Annotated in this window: 17 protein-coding genes and 1 pseudogene; 7 read left to right on the top strand and 11 right to left on the bottom strand. The window is 74.1% G+C overall.

Translation table 11 applies throughout. From position 1 onward, the window contains the following. Positions 1-2: 2 nt before the first annotated feature. Positions 3-1,220: an aminotransferase class I/II-fold pyridoxal phosphate-dependent enzyme gene (locus OG429_RS31470; RefSeq protein WP_328928634.1), complete on the bottom strand. Its 1,218-nt coding sequence runs from the start codon at positions 1,218-1,220 to the stop codon at positions 3-5. 124 nt (positions 1,221-1,344) lie between these two features. Continuing rightward, positions 1,345-1,917, bottom strand: a complete 573-nt coding sequence (locus tag OG429_RS31465; RefSeq protein ID WP_328928633.1) for a TIGR03086 family metal-binding protein — start codon at positions 1,915-1,917, stop codon at positions 1,345-1,347. Positions 1,918-2,107: 190 nt separating this feature from the next. Between OG429_RS31465 and OG429_RS31460 the strand changes: the two genes are divergently transcribed. Next, positions 2,108-2,926: a methyltransferase domain-containing protein gene (locus OG429_RS31460; RefSeq protein ID WP_328928632.1), complete on the top strand. Its 819-nt coding sequence runs from the start codon at positions 2,108-2,110 to the stop codon at positions 2,924-2,926. Positions 2,927-2,936: 10 nt separating this feature from the next. Here OG429_RS31460 and OG429_RS31455 read toward each other — a convergent pair whose 3' ends face one another. The 3 genes from OG429_RS31455 to OG429_RS31445 all read right to left on the bottom strand — a co-directional run bounded on the left by OG429_RS31455 (position 2,937) and on the right by OG429_RS31445 (position 6,488). Then, the gene (locus tag OG429_RS31455; RefSeq protein ID WP_328928631.1) at positions 2,937-4,907 is read right to left on the bottom strand and encodes a DUF5107 domain-containing protein; all 1,971 of its coding nucleotides are present in this window, start codon (positions 4,905-4,907) and stop codon (positions 2,937-2,939) included. Positions 4,908-4,996: 89 nt separating this feature from the next. Then, positions 4,997-5,896, bottom strand: coding sequence for an arginase family protein (locus OG429_RS31450; protein WP_328928630.1), 900 nt, complete (start codon positions 5,894-5,896; stop codon positions 4,997-4,999). 37 nt (positions 5,897-5,933) lie between these two features. Then, a complete protein-coding gene (locus OG429_RS31445; protein ID WP_328928629.1) occupies positions 5,934-6,488 on the bottom strand; it encodes a GNAT family N-acetyltransferase in 555 nt (184 codons plus the stop codon). 43 nt (positions 6,489-6,531) lie between these two features. Here OG429_RS31445 and OG429_RS31440 point away from each other — a divergent pair, with 43 nt between their 5' ends. Beyond that, entirely contained in the window at positions 6,532-7,242 is a 711-nt protein-coding gene (locus OG429_RS31440) for a hypothetical protein (protein WP_328930479.1), read from the top strand. Position 7,243: 1 nt separating this feature from the next. On the opposite strand, the gene OG429_RS31435 is transcribed toward OG429_RS31440, so the two are convergent. From OG429_RS31435 to OG429_RS31420, 4 genes are all read right to left on the bottom strand, one after another. Next, a complete protein-coding gene (locus OG429_RS31435; protein WP_328928628.1) occupies positions 7,244-9,229 on the bottom strand; it encodes a S9 family peptidase in 1,986 nt (661 codons plus the stop codon). A gap of 13 nt (positions 9,230-9,242) precedes the next feature. After that, complete coding sequence (locus OG429_RS31430) at positions 9,243-10,619, bottom strand: M20/M25/M40 family metallo-hydrolase (protein WP_328928627.1); 1,377 nt, start codon at positions 10,617-10,619, stop codon at positions 9,243-9,245. A 1-nt stretch (position 10,620) separates the two neighbouring features. Continuing rightward, positions 10,621-11,457: a M55 family metallopeptidase gene (locus OG429_RS31425; RefSeq protein ID WP_328928626.1), complete on the bottom strand. Its 837-nt coding sequence runs from the start codon at positions 11,455-11,457 to the stop codon at positions 10,621-10,623. A 261-nt stretch (positions 11,458-11,718) separates the two neighbouring features. Beyond that, a complete protein-coding gene (locus OG429_RS31420) occupies positions 11,719-12,162 on the bottom strand; it encodes an SRPBCC family protein (protein WP_328928625.1) in 444 nt (147 codons plus the stop codon). Between the two features lie 739 nt (positions 12,163-12,901). Here OG429_RS31420 and OG429_RS31415 point away from each other — a divergent pair. From OG429_RS31415 to OG429_RS31405, 3 genes and pseudogenes are all read left to right on the top strand, one after another. Then, a pseudogene (locus OG429_RS31415) lies at positions 12,902-13,201 on the top strand (Rv2578c family radical SAM protein); the annotation flags it as partial. Positions 13,202-13,313: 112 nt separating this feature from the next. Beyond that, positions 13,314-14,876 carry an alpha/beta hydrolase gene (locus OG429_RS31410; RefSeq protein WP_328928624.1) on the top strand — a complete coding sequence of 521 codons (1,563 nt, stop codon included), beginning with the start codon at positions 13,314-13,316 and terminating at the stop codon, positions 14,874-14,876. A gap of 24 nt (positions 14,877-14,900) precedes the next feature. Next, entirely contained in the window at positions 14,901-15,329 is a 429-nt protein-coding gene (locus tag OG429_RS31405; RefSeq protein ID WP_328928623.1) for a RidA family protein, read from the top strand. Positions 15,330-15,405: 76 nt separating this feature from the next. Here the strand turns inward: OG429_RS31405 and OG429_RS31400 are convergent, their stop codons facing one another. Both OG429_RS31400 and OG429_RS31395 read right to left on the bottom strand, forming a co-directional pair. Continuing rightward, the gene (locus OG429_RS31400; protein WP_328928622.1) at positions 15,406-15,831 is read right to left on the bottom strand and encodes a hypothetical protein; all 426 of its coding nucleotides are present in this window, start codon (positions 15,829-15,831) and stop codon (positions 15,406-15,408) included. 194 nt (positions 15,832-16,025) lie between these two features. Further along, entirely contained in the window at positions 16,026-16,610 is a 585-nt protein-coding gene (locus OG429_RS31395; protein WP_328928621.1) for an adenylosuccinate lyase, read from the bottom strand. Between the two features lie 365 nt (positions 16,611-16,975). On the opposite strand from OG429_RS31395, the gene OG429_RS31390 reads away from it, so the two are divergent. Both OG429_RS31390 and OG429_RS31385 read left to right on the top strand, forming a co-directional pair. Beyond that, entirely contained in the window at positions 16,976-18,772 is a 1,797-nt protein-coding gene (locus tag OG429_RS31390; RefSeq protein ID WP_328928620.1) for a 3-hydroxyacyl-CoA dehydrogenase family protein, read from the top strand. Positions 18,773-18,950: 178 nt separating this feature from the next. Beyond that, positions 18,951-19,763, top strand: a complete 813-nt coding sequence (locus tag OG429_RS31385; RefSeq protein ID WP_328928619.1) for a TetR family transcriptional regulator — start codon at positions 18,951-18,953, stop codon at positions 19,761-19,763. Positions 19,764-19,811: the final 48 nt, after the last annotated feature.

Raw genomic sequence — 19,811 nt, 5'->3', positions numbered from 1 at the left:
CATCAGGCCAGCCCGCCCAGGACTGAACCGAGCAGGTCCAGGGAGCGCCGCACGTGCGGCAGGGCGAGCGGATCGCGGGCGGTGAGCGCGGCCAGCCGCTCCTGCGGGGTGGCGCCCAGCAGCGGCCCGGTCGACAGCCTCACGCGCAGGGCGACCGGTTCGTCCGCGAACCGCTGCCCGCCCGGGGTGGGCGCGCCGAGCCGCCCGCCGAGCCAGTCCTCCAGCTCCATGGCGTCGCCGACCCCGTGCCGGGCGAGTCCGGCGCGCAGCGGTGTCAGGTCGGCGTAGAGGTGCCGGCCGGCCTGCGGGGGCCGGGCCAGCGCGCCGACGGCCAGCAGCTCCCGGTGCGCGGCGGCGGCGACCGCTCCGTGCAGGGCGGCGGCCGCGCGGGCCCGGCCGGCGACCGCGTCGGGTTCGTCGAGCGCGTGCGCGGCGGCCCCGGCGACGGGGCCGGCGACCAGCGCGCCGGTGGCGGTGAGGACGTCGAGGGTACGGGCGCGCAGCCAGGTGCCCCTGGCGGTATCGGGGAATCGGACCACGGCCGCGGGCCAGCCGGCGGGCAGCAGCGCTCCGGACAGGTCGACGAGGACGGCCGCCTGGTCCGGGAGCATCTCGGCGGGGCTCAGGACCAGCGTGTCGTGCGGCCGGTGGACGGTGTCGCGCCAGCTCTCGTCGCTGACGACGAAGAGCCCGGCGGACGCGGCGGCCTCGCAGGCCTCGTGCAGCATCTCGGGCGGGGGCACGGTCGCGGTCGGGTCGTCGGCGACCGACAGCAGGAGCACGCGCGGGTCGCCGCCCTCGGCGCGCACCCGCCGTACGGTCTCCAGCAGGGCGTAGGGGTCCGGGATGCCGCCGCATTCGGCCGGGGTCGGCACGTGGTAGGCCTGCCGTCCCAGCAGCCGGACCTGTGGGGTCCACCAGGCGGGACAGGGCCGGGGCAGCATCACGTCGCCCCCGTAGGCGCCGAGCAGCGCGAGCAGCAGCGCCGGGGCCCCCGGGCCCGCGGCCACGTCCTCCGGGGCGGTCGGCAGCCCGCGCCGGCTCCAGTAACGGCAGGCGGCCTCGCGGACGGCGTCCCCGCCACCGGCGGGCTCGGGGGCGGAGCGTCCGGCGGCCGAGGCGAGGACGGAGAGGAGTTCGGGCAGCACGGGCAGGCCCGGCTGAGGCGCTGGAGGCCCGTACCGCACCGGACCACGGCCTTCCGCCGTCGTGCGCTGCATCCCCTCCACCGTTGCCGCCTTCCGCGCGCGTCCCGCTCAGCTCCGCCAACCCTGACCTTTATACGATTATTTGTGACTGTATGCCCGCTCTACGCCCCCTTCGACCGTCGTCGGCAGAAGCCGATCAGCCCTGCCTCCCCAGCAGCGCCAGCAGCCTGGTCTGCGCGTTCGCTCCCGCCGGAACCTCCAGCGGAGCGGCGAACATTCCGCTCGCCGCGAGCCCGTCGGCGTACGGCATGACCTCCTTGATGGAGAACTCGACGAGACCGTCCGGCAGCCGGTCGTCGGCTCCGATGCCCCGGGCGAGGTCCCAGGTGTGCACGACGCAGTCGGCGGTCAGCTCCGAGCAGTACGCGGAGCCGAGCGCGGGCCCGTAGGAGAGCTTGACGGTCCGGTCGAGCGCCCCGGGCTCGGCGAAGGCGTCGTGCGCGGCGGACGCGGCCCGGTCCCAGGCGGCGACCGGGTCATCGCCCAGCACGTCGCCCGAGAACATGTCGCCCATCTCCTCGACCGTGCGGCCCTCGGTGACCAGCGGCGGGATCCAGAGCTGCTCCCCGGTGACGTGGTTGACCAGGTCCCGCACGCTCCATTCCGTGCACGGAGTCGGCGCGTCCCACTGGTCGTCCCCGATGGCGCGCAGACGCTCGCCGAAGAGCCGAAGCGCCTCGGCGTGCCGTTCGAGCAGCGTTTCCGGCATGGCTCTCACCGTCCCGTGGCACGAGGTCCGCCCCCTCGGCCCCACTCTCCTCGCCCCCGGATCTCCCTGCCACCGCCGGGCCGGACCCCCTTGCCGCGCAGGGGTGGTGTCCACATGTAGAAACGTGCATCTCACATCACGAACTGATCGTCTACGGTGAGGGCAACGCTTCGACGAGGAGGGTCAGGCCATGGATGCCCACCAGGAGACCGCCGTCTACACGCACGGCCACCACGAGTCGGTGCTGCGCTCGCACCGCTGGCGCACGGCCCGGAACTCCGCCGCGTACCTGATCGGCGAACTGCGTCCGGGGATGTCGGTGCTGGACGTGGGCTGCGGCCCGGGCACGATCACCGCCGATCTGGCGGAGCTGGTGGCGCCGGGCGGCCGGGTGACCGCCGTCGACGCGTCGGCGGACGTGGTCGCGCAGGCCCGGGCGCACGTCGCGGAGCGGGGGGTGAGCGGGGTGGAGTTCGCCACGGCGGACGTCCACGCGCTGGACTTCCCGGACGACTCCTTCGACGTGGTCCACGCCCACCAGGTGCTGCAGCACGTCGGCGACCCGGTACGGGCCCTGCGCGAGATGCGGCGGGTGTGCCGGCCGGGCGGGATCGTGGCCGCGCGGGACGCCGACTACGCGGCGATGACCTGGTACCCGGCCACGCCGGGGCTGGACGAGTGGCTGGACCTGTACCGCCGGGTCGCCCGCGCCAACGGCGGCGAACCGGACGCGGGCCGGCGCCTGCGGGCCTGGGCGCGGGAGGCGGGCTTCTCGGACGTGGCGTCCTCGGCGACGTCCTGGTGCTTCGCCGGCCCGGAGGAGAGCGCCTGGTGGTCGTCGCTGTGGGCGGACCGCACGACGGCCTCCTCGTACGCGGACATCGCCGTCCGCGGCGGCCACGCGACCGCCGCGGACCTGGCCGCCGTGGCCGGGGCCTGGCACGCCTGGGGAGCGTCCCCGGACGCCTGGTTCTCGGTCCTGAACGGCGAGATCCTCTGCCGGACCTGACGCCCGCGCGTCACCCCACCGGCGGCCGCATCCGGAAGTCGTATCGCGCGGGCAGCGGCCGGTCGGTGAGGGCCGACCAGACCTCGCCCAGGATCTCCTCGCCCTCCCGGAGGTCCGGGATCTCGAAGCCGTCCTCGAAGACCCGCCGGGCCGCGGCCACATGGCCCTCCGCCGCCAGCAGCCTGGCGGCGAGGAGCCGGAAGCGGCCGTGCTCGCGCAGGGCGGGCCGCAGCCGGTCCCAGACCCGCCGGGCCCCGGGCAGGCGCCCCGCGGCCAGCAGGGCCGCCATCGCCTCCTGACCCAGCGCGGACTCCGCGGCCGTCCACGGCTCACTGCCCCGGCTCTCCCCGGCCAGGTCGTCGAAGGCCTCCGCGTACCCGTCGGCCGCCCGCGCCGGGTCGCCGGCCAGCGCGTCCGCCACCGCCAGGCAGCGCAGCAGCGGCCACCGCGACGGGGCCAGCGCCAGCCCGCGCTCCCAGCTCCGTACCGCCTGGGCCACGTCACCGGCATGCCATTGCGCCACGCCCAGGTGGTACTCGGTCAGCGGTTCCGCCGGGGCCGTCTCCAGCATGTCCCGCCAGTGCGCGGCGACCAGGCTCGGCCCCGGCGGAGCCACCCGGCGCGGGGCCGGGAAGACCCCCGTGCGCCACAGCTCCAGCCACGGCTGCTGGGCCTCACCGAGCGTGGCCTCCTCGAAGGGGGTGCCCGGCAGCTTGAAGCCGCCGCACAGCACCTCCAGCGCGCCCCACCCCGACCCCGTCGCCAGCCGCTCCCCCGGCTCGCTGTCGGCGCGGCCGCGCCACGCCTCGTAGGCCGCGTCCAATCGCTCCCGGGGCAGTACGCGTTCCAGCGCGTGCTGCGCCGAGCCGCGGGCCGCCGCCCAGTCGGCCCCGTGGACCGCCGCGGGCTCCGCGGCCAGCGGCCCGTACGCCTCCAGCCAGCTGAACTCCGCCCCGCCCTCCAGCCGGACGTGCTCCAGCTGGGTCCTGGCCAGCCCGGCCTGGATCTCCGCGTAGCCGCCCGTGCCCGGATCGGTCAGCCACTCCTGCCAGCGGCGGCCGCCGCCGCCCGCGCCCCACACGAACAGCTTGCGCCCGCGCAGCCGTCCGGTGGAGGTCTGCACGAGCCCCCGGCCGTCGGCGTCCAGGGAGGCGATCCAGGGCCGCGCCCCGTCCTGGACCTCGTAGAAGAAGTCGGCCGGATACTCGCTGCGCAGCGGGTACGTGCGGTCCACGCCCTCCCACTCCGGGACCGGGACGCGGCGCAGCGAGCGCTCGTAGCCGAAGTTCCAGGCCTCGTCGGCGGGGGCGAGGACGCGGGTGCCCGCGTCCTCGGGGACCGCGATGTTGGACCACCAGTACACGGGCGCGGGGCGCTCGTGCGGATTGCGCACGCGCACACCGACGTAGAGGAACTCCGAGTCCTCCGGGAGCCACAGGTCCACCTGGAAGGGCAGGTCGCGCAGCCGCTCCCACTCCCACAGCCGGACCATCACACCACCGTCCGGGGCCGGGACGAGAGCGGCGTGCAGCGGGGCGCAGGACAGGGTGGTGTGTCCGGTGGCGCCGGTGTTCCACTCGATGCCGCCGGAGAACCAGGCCCCGTTGAGGGCGAAGTTGGCGGGCTGGAACACCGGGTTGCGGTAGAGCAGTTCACGCCCGGTGGGCAGGTGCACGAGCGAGTGGACGCGCCCGCCCAGGCCCGGGAGCACGGTGACCCGCAGGTGTTCGTTCTCGATGACGATCGACTCGAACTCCCGCTCCGGGCGCTCCCGCCGGTAGCCGTCCCGGATCCGGACGGGCAGCAGCGAACGCAGCGGCTCGTACCCGATCTGCCGCGCCATGTCGCGCGGCAGCCCGTCGCGCGACCGATCGTCCAGCGCGTGCACCCCGTCGGGCGCGCGCAGGGCGGGCAGCGGGTTCTCGGGGCCCAACGGGGCTGCGGGGAGGGTCAGTACGGCGCGGCGGACGGTGGTGGCCATGAGGGAAATGGAACACGCCACGGCGGCCGGTGCACAGGGGTTCCGCGGATCACCACCGGTCAGGATTACGCAAAGGCCAGTTCGAAGGCCTACGCGAAGGCGCCCACGACCAGGTCGGCCAGCAGCGCGCCCGCACGGCCGTCCGGGTCCAGGTCCGGGTCGTAGATCGTGACGTTGATCCCGACACAGCGCGGGGAGCTCACCAACACACCCAGAAGTTCGGCGAGTTCACCGGGGAGCAGGCCGCCGGGGTCGGGGCTGTCCACGGCCGGCATGACACTCGGGTCCAGCACGTCGGCGTCCAGGTGCACCCAGAAGCCGTCGGTCACCGGCGGGTGCAGCCCGTCCAGCGCCGCCCGGGCCACCGGCCCGGCGCCGTGCTCGCGGATCTCCCCGACGGTGGCGGTACGGATCCCGGCCGCGCGCAGCTCCGGGAGGTCGCCGTCCCCGTCCCGGATGCCGAAGAGCCGCACGTCCTCGTCCCGCAGGTACGGCGACCGGCCCTCCAGGTCGGCGAGGGCGGCCTGCCCGCGCCCGGTGGCGAGGGCGAGCTCCTCCCCGCCCGCGGCGCCGACCGGCCCGTTCACGGCCTCGTTGCCGGGGTGGCGGAAGTCGGCGGAGCCGTCGATCGCGGCCAGTCCGTACCGGCCGAGCCTGCGCATGGCGAGCGAGGCCCCGAGCTGGATGGAGCAGTCCCCGCCGAGCACGACGGGGAACTCACCTTCCCGCAGGTGCCGTTCGATCCGGTCGGCGAGGAGGAGCGTGTACGCGGCCAGGGCGTCGGCGTGGAAGACGCCGTCGCCCTCCTTCCAGTCGCCGCGGTCGTACCGCGGCGGGACCGCCACCCCGCCCTCGCGTGCGCCGAGCCGGGCCAGCAGGCCCTGTTCGCGCAGGGCCCCGGCCAGCTTGTAGACGCCGGGTACGGTGCCGGGCGCGGGCGGGCGCAGGCCGAGGTTGGACGGGGCGTCGAGGAGCACGAGGGATCGCATGGATCCATCCTGCCTCGATACCGGGCCGGAATGCCTCCTACGGCAGCGGCATTCCGGCGGTCACGGCCCACCTCTCGTGGTCGCGCCAGGCCCCGTCGACGTGGAGGAAGGCCGGGGAGAGCCCCTCCAGCCGGAATCCGGCGCCGCGGACCAGCGCGATCGAGGCCGTGTTGCCGGGCTGGATGTTGGCCTCCAGGCGGTGCAGGCCGAGGCCCTGCCCGGCCGGGGCGAAGGCCTGCGCGAGGACGAGGCGCAGGGCCTCGTGGAACAGCCCGCGGCCGGCGGCGTGCACGAAGGCTCCGTAGCCGAGGGCTCCGCACCGGAAGGCACCGCGCACGATGTTGTTGATGTTGACGAACCCGGCGATGGCTCCGGTCCCCCGCTCGCAGACGAGGAACCCGGCGCGGCCGTCACCGTCGGTCAGCCGGGCCGCGTAGGGCTCGTACTCCTCGATGGTGGCGGGCGGGAACAGCCACGGCCGGTGCAGCTCGCGGCTCTCGCGCACGCGCGCGGTGAACTCGGGCCCGTCGGCGGGCCGGAAGGGCCGCAGGCCCACCCGGTCGCCTTCGCGGAGGTACGCGGAAATACTCATCGCGCCAGGCTAGGCGGTGTGGCAGGATCCCCCGGTGATCACGATCCGGGATACCGAAGAACTCCTGCTCGCCGCGGCACGCAACAACGCCGAATGGTGCGACGCCGTCGTGCGCGGCCACGGACCGGCCGGCACGTTCGCGCCGGGCGTCTGGACGAGTGCGCGCCGGACCCCGCCGCTCTACCCCGACGCCGTGTCCATCGCCCCGGGCGCCTCGGCGGCCGGGCTGGTCGACGCGATCGACACCGACAGCCCCGGCTGCTCGGTCAAGGACAGCTTCGCCGACCTGGACCTGGCCTCGGACGGCTTCGAGGTGCTCTTCGAGGCCCGGTGGATCCACCGCCCGGCCGGGGCCCCGGCGGCCGCGGGCTCGCGGCTGGAGTGGTCCGAGGTGACCACCGCCGACGAACTGGAGGCCTGGGAGGCCGCCTGGGACGGCGAGGAGTGCACCGGACTGTTCCACCCGGGCCTGCTGGGCGAGGACGTCGCCTTCCTGGCGGGCCGCGCCGACGGCCGGATCGTGGCGGGAGCCGTCGCGAACCGCGGCGGCGACCCGGTGGTGGGCCTGTCCAACCTCTTCGCGCACGACGACGCCGACACCGACGCCGCCTGGACGGGCGCCCTCACCGCGATCACCGCCCGCTGGCCGGACCTGCCGGTCGTCGGCTACGAGACGGGCGACGACCTCGACGCCGCCGTACGCGCCGGCTTCACCCCGCTCGGCCCGCTCCGCGTCTGGCTGCACACCGCCTGACTCAGAGCCACAGTTCCAGCCGGGGGACGTCGGTGCGCTCGATACCGAAGACCTGGGCGTACAGCGACAGTTCGGCCTCCAGCGCGCGGATCATCGTGTCCGCCCGCCGGAAGCCGTGCCCCTCGCCCTCGAAGGTCACGTACGCGTGCGGTACCTGCCGCCCCTGCATGGCGGCGAGGAACCGCTCCGCCTGGGCCGGTGGGCAGATCGGGTCGTCCAGCCCCTGGAGCAGGGCGAACGGGGCCGTGATCCGGTCGGCGCGAGCCACCGGCGAGCGCTCGCGGCACCGTACGGCGAGGGTCTGCGGCGGTCCGGCCAGACTGTCGATGTAGCGGGACTCCAGGTCGTGGGTCTCCTCGGCGAAGCCGAGCAGGTCGAGCACCGGGTAGATGATCGCCGCGCAGGCGTACAGGTCGGTCGCGGCCAGCGAGGCCGCCGCCGTCCAGCCGCCCGCGCTGCCGCCGCGGATGGCGAGCCGGGCCGGGTCGGCGGTGCCCTCGGCGGCCAGCGCCCGCGCCACCGCCGCGCAGTCCTCGACGTCGACCACGCCCCACTGCTCGCGCAGCCGCTCCCGGTAGGCACGGCCGTAGCCGGTGGAGCCGCCGTAGTTCACCTCGACCACGCCGATGCCGCGCGAGGTGAAGTAGGCGATGTGCAGGTCGAGTACGGGCGGGACGTGGTCGGTGGGTCCGCCGTGCGCCCACACCACGTACGGGGGCAGTTCGTCGGCCGGGGCGCGCACCGCGGGGTGGTGCGGCGGGTAGACGTGCGCGTGGATCTCCCGGTCGTCGGGCCCGAGGAAGGTCCGGCTCTGCGGCTCCGGGTAGTAGGCCGGGGCGACCCGGTCCGCACCGTGAGCGCCGATCACCCGGGCGTGCCCGGTGGCCGTGTCCAGCTCCACCACCTCGTACGCGCTGCGCGGGCTCGCGGCGACCCCGTAGACGCGGGTGCCGCTGACGGCGAGGGCCGGCTGCCAGGCCGTCCACGGGCCGGCCGCGTCCACCAGGTCCCCGCTCTCGGGGTCGAGGATGCCGAGCACCGAGGAGCCCTGCCCGTGCAGGACGGCGACGAGCCCGTCGGGGAGCGGGGCGAGCCAGGAGAGCCCGGGCTTCCACAGCGGGCCGCCGAACTCCTCTTCCCGGGGGCACAGGTTGACCGCCCAGCCCGTCCCCGGGTCCACGCGGTACGGGTTCCACCAGCCGCCGCGGTCGCTCACCGCGAGGAGGGTCCCGTCGGCCGTCCACTCGACCTGGGCGATGGCCTCGTCGGGGCCGCCGAGCACGGTTCGGGGCCCGGAGAGGGTCCCGTCCGCGGTGACCTCGGCGAGCCGCAGCTCGGTGCCGTCCCAGGGCATCCGGGGGTGGTCCCACACCAGCCAGGCCGCGCTGCGCCCGTCGGGGGAGAGCCGGGGCCCGGTGCTGAACCGGTACCGGTCGTCGGTCAGCTCCCGCACCGCCGACCGGTCTTGTGCCGCCGACCCGTCCAGCGGTACGGCGGCCAGCACCCGGCGTACGTCGGTCGGGGCGGGACCGGTGAACTCCTCCAGCACGCACCAGACTTCGCCGCCGCGCAGCACCGGGTCGGCCCAGCGCAGTCCGCCGCCGACACCGGAGACGGGGGTGAGGGGCCGCGGTCCGCCGTCGGGCGCGTCCGGCTCGAAGGCGTAGAGCCGCTGGTCGGCGAAGTGGACGAAGACGAGCAGCGGCCCGTCCTCGGCCCGTTCGGCTCCGGCCCAGGGGCGGCCGCCGTACTCGGTGACCCGGCTGCGCACGTTCCACGGCGCGGGCAGCGCCGTGACCGTGGGTGCGCCGTCCGCGGGGCGGCGCACCAGGGCCCGGCGGCCGCCCTCCTGCGGCCGGGGCTCGGTCCACCACACCTCGGGGCCGACCGTGCCCACGTACTCGGGCCGGCCGTCGAGCGAGGCGGCGAGCTCCGCGTCGATGGGAGAGGGCCAGCTCCCGTAGGGCCGGGTCGGCACGACCTCCATCACAGGGTCCCCTTCACAGAGTCCGCAGCGCGTGGTCGAGGACGCGGACCCCGAAGTGCAGGGCGTCGACGGGGACCCGCTCGTCCACACCGTGGAAGAGGGACCAGTAGTCGAAGCCGGGCGGCAGCTTCAGCGGGGAGAAGCCGTAGCCGGTGATGCCGAGACGGGAGAACTGCTTGGCGTCGGTGCCGCCCGCCATGCAGAAGGGCACGACGTGCCCGTCCGGGTCGAACCGCTCGATGGACTCGCGCAGGATCCCGTACGTCCGCCCGTCCACCGGGGCTTCGAGCGCCACCTCGCGGTGGTGGAACTCCCAGCGGACGTCCGGGCCGGTGAGCGCGTCGAGGGTGGCGATGAACTCGGCCTCGCCGCCCGGCACCATCCGGCCGTCCACGTAGGCGGTGGCCTGGCCGGGGATCACGTTGAGCTTGTAACCGGCGCTGAGCATCGTCGGGTTGGCGCTGTTGCGTACGGTCGCCTCCAGCAGGGCGGCGGCCGGGCCGATCCGGCCGAGGACCTGGTCGAGGTCGAAGCCGGGGGCCCGGGGGTCGACCGACAGGCCCTGCACCGCCGCGAGTTCGGTGATGCAGGCGACGACGGTGCCGGTGAGGCGGACCGGCCACTCGTACGCGCCGATCCGGGCCACGGCTGCGGCGAGGCGGCTCACGGCGTTGGCCCTGTTCGGCTTGGAGCCGTGCCCGGTGGTGCCGTGGGCCGTCAGCTTCAGCCAGGCGGTGCCGCGTTCACCGGCCGCGATCGGGTAGAGGGCGGGCTGTCCGGGGCCGGGGTGCACGGTGAAGGCGCCAGACTCGCTGATGCCCTCCGTACAGCCCTCGAAGAGGTGCGGGTGCCGGTCGGCGAGGAAGCCGGAGCCGTCGACGGCGCTGTCCTCCTCGTCGGCGGTGAAGGCGATCACGATGTCCCGGCGCGGCTTCACCCCGGCCCGCGCCCAGGCCCGTACGACGGCCAGCACCATCGCGTCCATGTTCTTCATGTCGACCGCGCCGCGGCCCCAGACCACGCCGTCCCGGACCTCCCCCGAGAAGGGGTCCACGCTCCAGTCGGCGGCCTCGGCCGGGACCACGTCGAGATGGCCGTGGACCAGGAGTGCCTCGGCGCCGCGCTCGGTGCCCTCGATCCGGGCCACGACGTTGGTGCGGCCGGGGGTGCGCTCCAGGAGGACCGGCTCCAGTCCGGCGGCGGCGAGCCGCTCGGCGGCGTACTCGGCGGCGGGGCGCTCACGGCAGTCGCCGCCGCCCCGGTTGGTGGTGTCGATGCGAATGAGGCCGGAGGTGAACTCGACCACCTCGTCGAGGGCGGCCTGGTCGACGGCGTCGTCCGGGGCACGGTCCTGCACCTGGGCCGGAACCTGGGTGGTGACTGCGGGCATGTCAGCCATACTGCTCCTCCACGGCTGCCGAGACGACCGTCGTGACCGCCTTGAAGGTCCGGATCCCCTCGTACATCGTCTCGCTCGTGTACGAAATCCTGCGCTCGCCGCACCGCTCCGCACCCGGGACGACGGTGGCGGCCATCGTCAGGTGCTCGGCGTCGAACTCCAGCTCCACGGTGTACGGACCGCCGCCGGGTACAGGAACGCGCCGGCCGGCGAGGCCCGTGGCCTCCTTGGCCGCGGCGCGGATGTCGGCGGCGGTGCGGGCGGGGGTCCGGCACACGGCGGCGTAGCGCGAGACGTGGTCCTTCACCGCGACGGTCACCGCGTCCGGGGCGTAGCCGGCGGCGTCGACACAGGTCAGGTCGTCGCCGGTGACCAGGATGACCGGGACTCCATACTCGGCGACGACGTGGGCGTTGAGCAGCCCCTCGCTCGCGCGGATCCCGTTGAGCCAGACGCCGGTGATGGAGTTGGCGAGGTAGGTGTGGGCGAGGACCCCTTCGGAGCCCGCTCCCATGTGGTAGCCGACGAAGGCGATCCCGTCGACGTCTCCCCGCTGGACGCCCTCGACCATGGAGAGCGACTTGTGGCGGCCGGTGAGCATCTCGGCGCGGGCGTCGAGGCGCTCCAGCAGCAGATTGCGCATGGTCCAGTGGGCCTCGTTGATGAGGACCTGGTCCGCGCCTCCGTCGTAGAAGCCGAGGACGGCCGCGTTGACGTCGGAGGTGAACATCGACCGGCAGCGCTCCCACTGCGGCGTCCCGGGCAGCACGTCCGCAGGCCAGGTGACCCCGGTGGCGCCTTCCATGTCGGCGGAGATGAGGATCTTCATCGGGCCCCCGGGCGGTCGGTCGCGCGCGGGCGGTGGCGCGCGCTCGGTCGCGCGCGTCGCGGGCGGCACGCGCGGGGATCCAGCCTAGCCGCCCGGGCCCGCCCCGGCCCGGGGCCACGCCCGGCTTCCGGCGGCTCACCTCGGCCGGGGAATTCCACCCGATCCGGTGAGCCGCTAGGGCCTGCCGTCACATTCCCGTCTGCCCCGCGGGCGACGACGGGAATGTGACGGCAGGCCCTAGGAGCCGTGCAACGTCCGGGCTCAGGCCTCGACTTCGGCGGCCAGGTTGGCCAGCACGGTGTCGTAGATGCGCCCGAGGCCCTTGGGGGCGAAGGTGCGCTCGAAGAAGCCGCCGATGCCGCCGGCGCCGTTCCACACGGTGGAGACGACGGCCTTGGACTTGCCCTCGCCGGCCGGGGTGACGACCCAGGTGGTGACCATGGAGGAGTTGCGGTCCTTCTCCACCAGCTGGCCGTCGGTGGGCTCGCTGACCTCCAGCAGGCAGTCCCGTACGCGCTTGCTCGTGGCCTGGAGCTTCCAGTGCACCAGGGTGCCCTCGCCGTCGCCGCCCTCGCGCACCTCGTACTCGCTGAAGTGCTCGGGCAGCAGCTTCCCCCGGGTCCCGGCGTAGTCCGCCAGCGCGTCGAACACGGTCTCCGCGTCGGCTGCGATGATCCGCTCCGTGGTGGCCTCGACCTGCGCCATAGCTGTTCCTCCAGCAGTTGTGTCCGCTCGTCACCGCGAAGCCAACCACCTCAGGGGCGGGCGCCCAAATCCGGTCCGCACGACCACCGGCCGCTCCGGTTCGCAGGCGGCGGCGGACGCGTACGAGGAGCGCGTCCCGGGGGGCACGTCCGGACGGCCGCACACCTTGAACGGGGAGGTGTCACGCCACGACATCGAGCGGCATGACGCGGCCGCCGCCCTCGGGCCCGACGGAAGACGGATCCCCACACCGCGCCGACTCGTGCGGTCACCACCCGATCACAAGGAGTACCCCATGCGCGGCACCCGCATCCGGCGTCTCGTCCTGGCCACTGCCGCCACCGCCCTGACCGCAGGGGCCCTGTCACTGACCTCCAGCGCGACCGCGGCCACGGCGACACCTCACGCTCCCGGCGCCGCATGGGCCTGCGCCGCCGATGACTCAGCCGGCCGCGGATGTGCCACCGGCTATGACGCCATCCTCCGCCAGGGCGTACGAGGCCGAGTCGAGCCCCGCCGTCTACCCGAACCACCCCGCCCTGCCCTGACCCGCACGATCATGGGAACGTTTGTTCTATTCTCGGGCGGATAACTACCCGAGGGAGGCGCCATGCGCTGGGACAACCTGACCGACGGGCCGGGGCGGAGCGCTGCCCTCTTCGGGGCCGACGCCGTCGTGACCCGCACGTTCGACACCCCGGAGTTCCGCGGGATCACCTTCCACGAGGTGCGGGCCGGCGCCATCGCCGAGTCCGGCGCCACCTCGGTGACACCCCTGGTACTCCATCTGCGGCCCGGGGCGCGCGAGTGGTTCACGGCCTGGCTGGGCGAGCACCATCCGCACCTCGTCGAGCGGTACGAGCGGATGTACGCGGGAGGCTCGTACGCGCCCACCCGGTACCAGCGGCAGATCACCCGCCAAGTCCACGAGCTGGCAGCCGAATTCGGCATCGGCCCGAGCGGCCGCGGAGCGGCCCGCCCGATCACCGCCCCCGAGCGGCCGGTGCCCGCCGCGCCGACGCACCTCACCCTCCTGTGACGCCCCCGACCCCCCGCAAGGTCATCACATCGGGCCAATAGGCGGCCCAATCCCGCCTTCCCGTCACGGTTTCCGGGACGATTCCGCCCAGAACCCTCGGCTGGGAGGCCCCATGCTGCACCCCTTGAAGAAACGCGCCGCTGTCCTGCTGTCGATCTCCACCGTCGCCGCCGTCCTCGCGGGCCCGGTCACGGCCGCCCCGGCCGCCCCCGCGCCGAAGCAGGCACCGCTGCGCTGGACCGACTGCGCGACCCCCCGCTACCCGACGCTCCAGTGCGCTTCCCTCAAGGTCCCCCTCGACCACGACCTGCCCACCGGGCGCCAGATCACCCTCGCCCTGACCCGGGTCCCGCACACCGCCGCCACCTCCGCCGGACCGCTGCTGGTCAATCCCGGCGGCCCGGGCGGCAGCGGCCGCGGCCTGGCCGGCTTCATCGCCTCCGCCCTCCCCAAGGACGTGGCCGCCCAGTACGACGTGATCGGCTTCGACCCGCGCGGGGTCGGCAAGAGCGAACCCGTGCTCGACTGTGCGACCGGCCACTTCTCCCCCGTCCGGCCCGACTCCGTACCGCGCGACGCGGCCGGCGAGCAGGCCAACCTGGACCGCGTACGGTCCTTCGCCGAGTCCTGCCAGGCCAAGCACGCGGACGTACTCCCGCACGTCGGCACCGTCTCCGCCGCCCGGGACATCGAGCTGCTGCGCACGGCCCTCGGCGCACAGCGCATCAGCTACTTCGGCTACTCGTACGGGACCTACCTCGGAGCGGTGTACGCCAAGCTCCACCCGGACCGGGTGCACCGGCTCGTCCTGGACTCCGTGGTCGACCCGGGCGGGATCTGGTACGAGGACAACCTGGCCCAGGACGAGGCGTTCGACGCCCGCCACAAGGCGTTCCTGGCCTGGGTGGCGAAGTACGACGCCACGTACCGGCTCGGCACCGACCCGGCGGAGGTCGAGCAGCGCTGGTACGCCGTGCGCGAGGAGCTGCGCGCGACGCCGGCGGGCGACAAGGTGGGCCCGTCCGAACTGGAGGACACCTTCATGCCGGGCGGCTACTACAACGGCTACTGGCCGGTCCTGGCCGCGGCCTTCGCCGCGTACGCGGTGGAGAAGGACCCGAAGCCGCTGGTGGCGGCGTACGAGCGGTTCGGCGCGGTGGAGCCCTCCGCGGGCAACGGGTACAGCGTCTACACAGCGGTGCAGTGCCGGGACTCGGCCTGGCCGAAGGACTGGAACCAGTGGCGGGCGGACATGTGGCGCACGCACGCCAAGGCTCCGTTCATGACCTGGAACAACGCCTGGTACAACGCCCCGTGCGCCTTCTGGCCTACGGAGCCGCTCCAGGCCCCGGACGTGACGAACGCCGACCTTCCGCCGGCCCTCCTGCTCCAGGCGACGGAGGACGCGGCGACGCCGTTCGGGGGCGCGCTCAGCATGCGGGAGAAGCTGAAGGGCTCGGCCCTGGTCGTCGAGGAGGGCGGCGGCAACCACGGCATCGCGCTCAGCGGCAACAAGTGCCTGGACGAGAAGGTCGCGGCGTACCTGAGGACGGGCAAGGCCTCGGACGCCGTCTGCGCCGCCCAGGAGGCGCCGAAGCCGGCCGCGGCGACCCGCGCGGTCCCGCCTTCGGCGGGCGGCGCCGCCCTGCACGGCCTGCTGGGCTTCCGCGGCTGATCTTCACCGGGCAGGATCGTGCCCATGACCACTACGCCCGAGCACGGCCACCTCACCCGCGTCCACGCCCCGGACGGCGTCAGTCCCGGTACCGGATACAGCCACGTCGTCTGGGGCACCGGGCGGTTCGTCGCCGTCTCCGGTCAGTGCGCGTTCGACGAGAGGGGCGAGGTGGTCGGCGAGGGCGACGCCGCCGCCCAGGCCCGGCAGGTGTTCGAGAACCTGCGCCGGTGCCTGGCGGCGGCCGGGGCCACCTTCGACGACGTCGTGAAGCTGACCTACTTCGTCACGGACGTGGCCCACCTCCCGGCGGCACGGGCCGCCCGCGACGCCGTCATCCCCGCGGACCGCCTCCCGGCCTCCTCGGCGGTCCAGGTCTCGGCCCTGTTCCGCCCCGAACTCCTGCTGGAGGTGGAAGCGTTCGCCGTGGTACCCGAGGCCGGGCGGCACTAGCCTCCCCGGCCGCCGGACCCGGCCGGCCACACCGGATCCGCTCCGGCCGGCGGTCCGGTGTCGCCGCGCCGTCCGGCTAGAGCTTCGCGATGTCCTTGTGCTTCACCTCGGCGCTGTCGAAGTGGTAGGCGGCCAGGCGCACCTTGAGCGGATGACCGGCCGGGGCCTTGATGACGATGTTGGGCGTCTCGCCCACGGTGCTGCCGTAGCACCCGGGCTCGGAGATGAGGGGGCTCCAGCCGTCCCCGCCGGCCTTCGGGTCGTTCCACTGCACCCAGGCGCAGTCGTGGGTACCGCCGGTCGCCTGCGCGGAGATGATCTTGATGGAGTTCACCTCACCGTCGACGTGCTCATAGAGCACCGTCCCGGTGCTGTGGTGGAGGCCCGCACCGGCGTCCAGGGTGACCGTGCTGACCGTCGGCTCAGCCGTGGCCGGAGTCACCGATCCCGCGAGCGTCATGGCCGTCACGGCGAGGGCGGCAGACAGGGCAGATATGCGCATGTTCCGTCTCCACAAGGCTAGTTGGGATGATCCCAACCCTATCCACGGGTCGATCCGGCCCCGCGGCTGATCGTCAATTCGCGCCACAGAAAGGCCACTTGTGATGGTTCCGATCGGCCCGGCGACCGCTCTCCCGGACGCCCCCGCACCGGGCGGCGGCTGGCCGGCAACGGCGACGACCAGTGCCCGGCCGGTCAGCCGGATGACCCGAGGGGAACGGCCTGGCCGGGAGGGAGGCCGCGCAGCGCCTGCGTCGCCGCCACCGCGAGGCGGGGGTGGGACTGGGCGCGGGTCAGGAGTTCGCGGGCCCGGGGGTCGGCGAGGGCGCCGAGACCCTCGACGCAGGCCAGGGCGATCCGCCAGTACGGGTCGTGCGGGGAGAGCAGCCGGGACAGGGTGGCCATCAGGGCCGGGGCCGACTCCGGGGCGCGCAGGGCGGTGAGCAGCCGGACGGGCTGCAGGGCGTAGGCGGTGCGCAGGCTGTTGGTGGCGAGGGCCGCGGCGGCGCGGGCGGTGCGTGGGTCGCCCAGGACGGCCAGCGCCTCGGCGGCCGCCGCGCAGCGCGGCGGGTCCCGGTGGTTGAGGAGCAGCACCAGCGACTCGAAGGCGCGGCGGTCCCCCGCCAGCCCCAGCCGGTACGCGGCGAGCTCGCGGGCCCACAGGGGCAGCCCGGCGGAGGTCAGGGAAGCCGCGAGGCCGTCGGGGCCGGCCGCGAGCAGCGCCTCGTACTCCGGCGACCGTCCGGCTTCCGTGCGCAGGCGCTCCAGCACGTCGTTCACCCGGCCACCCTAGGCGGGCGGAGCCGCCGCCACGGGCCGTTCGCAGTGATTGATGATCGATGATCGATGATCGGTACATTTGGGCGGTACAGGTCACATCTCCCCGCTCTGGCGGACCAGTTACCGACGGGTTACTGTCACATCAACACGTACGGGGACGGCCTGGTGACGCAGCCGCCTCGTGCCAGTCGGTTCTGTACGACTCTTTGCACCACCCACGGCGTGACCCCGGGACAGGGTCCGCCGCTCCCGCCCTTCGGGCACCTTCCCCTGGGCTCTTCCGCACGGTTCTTCCGTACGGCATCCGCGCGCGCCGTGCGCCGCGCGCTCCCTCAGTCGTCACCCTCTTCCACTGGAGTCCCTCGATGGACCGTCCGTCCAGTCACCCCACCCTCCAGACCATCGCCGTCGTCGGCCTCGGCACCATGGGCACCGGCATCGCCGAGGTCCTCGCCCGGGCCGGCCGCGAGGTCATCGGCATCGACATCAGCGAGAACGCCGCCCGCCGGGCCTCGGCCGCCCTCGCGGCGGCCACGGCGCGCTCCGTCAGCAGGGAGCGCCTCACCGAGCAGGAGCGGGCGGACGTGCTCGCCCGCTTCCGCACCTACTCCGACCTGGGCGCCGCCGCCGACGCGGATCTCGTCATCGAGGTCGTGCCGGAGTCGTACGAGCTCAAGCAGCAGGTGTTCCGCGAGCTCGACGCGATCGTGCGGCCCGACACGATCCTGGCCACCGGCACCAACGCCCTGTCGGTGACCCGCATGGCCGCCGAGTCCCTGCGCCCCGAGCGCGTGCTGGGCCTGCACTTCTTCAACCCGGCTCCGGCGATGAAGCTCGTCGAGATCGTCTCCTGCGTCCTGACCGCCCCGCCGGCCGTCGAGGCGGTCACCGAGCTGGCCCGCGAGCTCGGCAAGGAGCCCGTCCCGGTCGGCGACCGCCCCGGTTTCGTCGCCGACGGCCTGCTGTTCGGCTACCTGAACCAGGCCGCCGCCATGTACGAGGCGAAGTACGCCTCCCGCGAGGACATCGACGCGGCGATGCGGCTGGGCTGCGGCCTGCCCATGGGCCCGCTCGCGCTGCTCGACCTGATCGGTGTGGACACCGCCCGCACCGTCCTGGAGGCCATGTACGCCTCCTCGGGCGACCGCCTGCACGCGCCGGCCCCGATCCTGGGCCAGCTCGCCGAGGCCGGCCTGACCGGGCAGAAGTCGGGGCGCGGCTTCTACACGTACGAGACTCCGGGCAGCTCGGTGATCGTCCGCGACCTCCAGTCCCCGCCGGACGGGTCCCTGCTCGGTTCGGGCCGTCCGGTCTCCTCGGTCGGCGTGGCCGGCTCGGGCACCATGGCGAGCGGCATCGCGCAGGTCTTCGCCCAGGCCGGCTACGACGTCGTCCTGGCCGCCCGCAGCCAGGAGAAGGCCGAGGCGGCGAAGGCCGCGATCGGCAAGTCCCTGGGCCGCGCGGTGGCCAAGGGCCGGCTGACGGACGAGGCCGCGGCGCAGACGCTCGACCGGATCACGGCGGCCGGTTCGCTGGACGCCTTCGCCGAGGTGGACCTGGCCGTGGAGGCGGTGGCCGAGGACCTGGCGGTCAAGCAGGAGCTGTTCGCCACCCTGGACAAGGTCTGCAAGCCGGGTGCCGTGCTGGCGACGACCACCTCCTCCCTGCCGGTGATCGCGGTGGCCCGCGTGACCTCGCGCCCGCAGGACGTGATCGGCATGCACTTCTTCAACCCGGCCCCGGCGATGAAGCTGGTCGAGGTCGTCCGCACGGTCCTGACCTCCGACGACGTGCACGCCACGGTCCGCGAGGTCTGCGTCAAGGTCCGCAAGCACCCGGTGGACTGCGGGGACCGGGCGGGCTTCATCGTGAACGCGCTGCTGTTCCCGTACCTCAACAACGCGATCAAGATGGTCGAGCAGCACTACGCCGGCATCGACGAGATCGACGCGGCGATGAAGCTGGGCGGCGGCTACCCGATGGGGCCCTTCGAGCTCCTGGACGTGGTCGGCCTCGACGTTTCGCTGGCGATCGAGAAGGTCCTCCACAAGGAGTTCCGCGACCCGGGCCTGGCCCCTTCCGCGCTGCTGGAGCACCTGGTGGCGGCGGGCTGCCTGGGCCGGAAGACCGGCCGCGGATTCCGTGAGTACGCCCGCCGGTAACCCCCGGCCGGGCCACGAGCCGGATGCGTGGGGAGGGCTCCTCGGGCCCGCCGGACCCTCACGGCGGGCAAACCCTCCCGGCGAGCACTGTGTGCCCAGTGCCTGCCCTCCCCCGCATCCACCCCTGTCCCACCCCCCTCGGGCGCGCTCCTCCGCGCAAATGAAGTACGTTCGCTCTATGTCCCAGCCCGCCAAGACCTCACCCCGCACCGCCACGGCCCCCGACGCCCAAGAGAGCACGGCCGGTACCAAGGCGGCCGCTCAGCGGCTCAAGATGCGGCGCGAGCTCGCCGCGGCCGCGATGGAGCTGTTCGCGACCAAGGGGTACGAGGCGACGACGGTCGACGAGATCGCCGCGACCGCAGGGGTGGCGCGCCGGACCTTCTTCCGGCACTTCCGGTCCAAGGAAGAGGCGATCTTCCCGGACCACGACGACACCCTGACGCGTGCCGAGGCCGTTCTGGACGCGGCCCCGGCACACGAGCACCCGCTCGACACGGTCTGCCGCGGGATCAAGGAAGTCATGAAGATGTACGCCGCCTCGCCCGCGGTGTCGGTGGAGCGCTACCGGCTGACGCGCGAGGTGCCGGCGCTGCGGGAGCGGGAGATCGCCTCGGTGGCCCGGTACGAGCGGCTGTTCACCCGCTACCTGCTGGCCCACTTCGACGAGCAGGACCACCACGACGGCAACGACGACCCGCTGCTGGCCGAGGTGGCCGCCTCCGCGGTGGTGACCGCCCACAACCACGTGCTGCGGCGCTGGCTGCGGGCGGGCGGTCAGGGGGACGTGGAGGCGCAGCTGGACCACGCCTTCGCGATCGTGCGCAAGACGTTCGGCACGGGGATCGGCGCGGGCCGCACCCTGAGCACGACGCCGGCCCCGCCGGCGGAGGTCCGTACGCAGGGCGAGGTGCTCGTGGCCGTGGCCCGGACGGACGCCCCGCTGGACGAGGTCATGCGGACCATCGAAGAGGCACTGCGCACCAAGTAGCGGCACTCGGCAACACATAGCGACAAGCGTCACAGCGGCCGCTCCCCT

The sequence above is a fragment of the Streptomyces sp. NBC_00190 genome, assembly GCF_036203305.1.
In the GTDB taxonomy this organism is placed as follows: Bacteria; Actinomycetota; Actinomycetes; order Streptomycetales; family Streptomycetaceae; genus Streptomyces.
This window is presented reverse-complemented; position numbering and strand designations above follow the sequence as displayed.